We start from the raw sequence: 896 nt of genomic DNA on the forward strand, positions 1-896 counted from the left end.
GGCCACGGGGCGTACGCCGGCGGCGTGCAGGTCGCGCGGGTTGAAGCCCTCCGCGTGGCGGGTGAGGACGTTGATCTCCTCCTCGCGGGAGGGCAGAGGGATCGTCAGCTTGAGCAGGAAGCGGTCCAGTTGGGCCTCGGGGAGGGGGTAGGTGCCCTCGTACTCGATCGGGTTCTGGGTGGCGACGACCAGGAAGGGATCGGGGAGCGGGCGGGGGGTGCCGTCGACGGTGACCTGACGTTCCTCCATGGCCTCGAGCAGGGACGACTGGGTCTTGGGCGGGGTGCGGTTGATCTCGTCGGCGAGGAGGAGGTTGGTGAAGACCGGGCCGGGCTGGAAGGAGAACTCGGCGGTGCGGGCGTCGTAGACCAGGGAGCCGGTCACGTCGCTCGGCATCAGGTCGGGGGTGAACTGGACGCGCTTGGTGTCGAGGTCGAGGGCGGAGGCGAGGGTGCGCACGAGCAGCGTCTTGGCGACTCCGGGGACTCCCTCGAGAAGGACGTGTCCGCGGCACAGAAGGGCGACCACGAGACCGGTCACGGCGGGATCCTGGCCGACCACGGCCTTGGCGATCTCGGCGCGCAGGGCTTCCAGGGACGACCGGGCTGCGGCCGCGTCCCCGGTGGGCCCGGCGTTGTCGGTGGTCGGATCCATCATGGACGGCGTACCTCTCTTTCGAGGGCGTCGAGTCGGTCGGTGAGGGAGACAAGGGCCGCGTCGTCGCGGGGCGGCGGGCCGAAGAGCAGGTCGTGCAGGGACTGTCCGTCGCCGAGCCGGGCGGACAGGGCGGGCAGCAGGGCCTCGGGCGTGTGCGCCTGGGCGGCGGGGACGCCTACGAGGGGGGCGAGGCGTGTGCGGGTGGCGGAGCGAAGAGCGGCGGCGGCGCGGTCACGGGC

Annotated in this window: 1 protein-coding gene and 1 pseudogene; both read right to left on the bottom strand. The window is 72.3% G+C overall.

Annotated features, from left to right (window positions below):
• Positions 1–654: AAA family ATPase (locus CCN35_RS25760; RefSeq protein ID WP_086794513.1), on the bottom strand; the 654-nt coding region annotated here is incomplete at its 3' end.
• Positions 654–896: pseudogene (locus CCN35_RS25765) on the bottom strand (DUF4350 domain-containing protein); the annotation flags it as partial. The pseudogene CCN35_RS25765 and the gene CCN35_RS25760, both read right to left, overlap by 1 nt.

It is taken from the genome of Streptomyces thermovulgaris (assembly GCF_002155915.1).
GTDB classification, from domain to species: domain Bacteria; phylum Actinomycetota; class Actinomycetes; order Streptomycetales; family Streptomycetaceae; genus Streptomyces; species Streptomyces thermovulgaris.